This window comes from Flammeovirga sp. AWQ4_249, assembly GCF_056161045.1.
Genome location: NZ_JBSWYJ010000121.1, coordinates 1 through 527, shown reverse-complemented (window position 1 = coordinate 527; position 527 = coordinate 1). Strand labels below are relative to the sequence as shown.

Sequence of the window (527 nt, the reverse complement as noted above, 5' to 3'; positions counted from 1 at the left end):
GCTTGTGAGTCTGCTCCTTATAGATTAGTGACTAACGTTGCTGAAAAAGAGCAATTCTGGATCAAAGGTCAACCTTATTCATTGACTGATATGCTAGCAGGTGACGAATTAACTTCAGAATTTGTAGGTGGTACAGTTTACCAAGCATTCCTTAATGCACTTAGCTACCATAGATGGCATGCTCCAGTAAGCGGTACAATCAAGAAAATCGTTTTCGTTGACGGTACATATTACTCAGAAAGCTACTATGAAGGTTTTGCCAACCAACAAGGTCCTGATGATTCAGCACCAAACAACTCTCAAGCTTTCTTAACTGAAGTGGCGACAAGAGCAATCGTATTCATTGAAGCGGACAATCCTCAAATCGGTTTAATGGCATTTATGTCTATCGGTATGGCAGAAGTTTCATCAAACGATGTAACAGTAAAAGAAGGTCAACACGTAGAAAAAGGTGAGCAATTAGGTATGTTCCACTTTGGTGGTTCTACACACTGTTTATTCTTCAGACCTGAAGTAGATTTAGCATT

1 protein-coding gene is annotated in these 527 nt (G+C 39.7%); it reads left to right on the top strand.

Features of this window, described 5'->3' with window-relative positions; genetic code table 11:
* On the top strand, window positions 1-527 hold a 527-nt coding region (locus ACXAHM_RS26340; protein WP_474967067.1), incomplete at both ends, for a phosphatidylserine decarboxylase.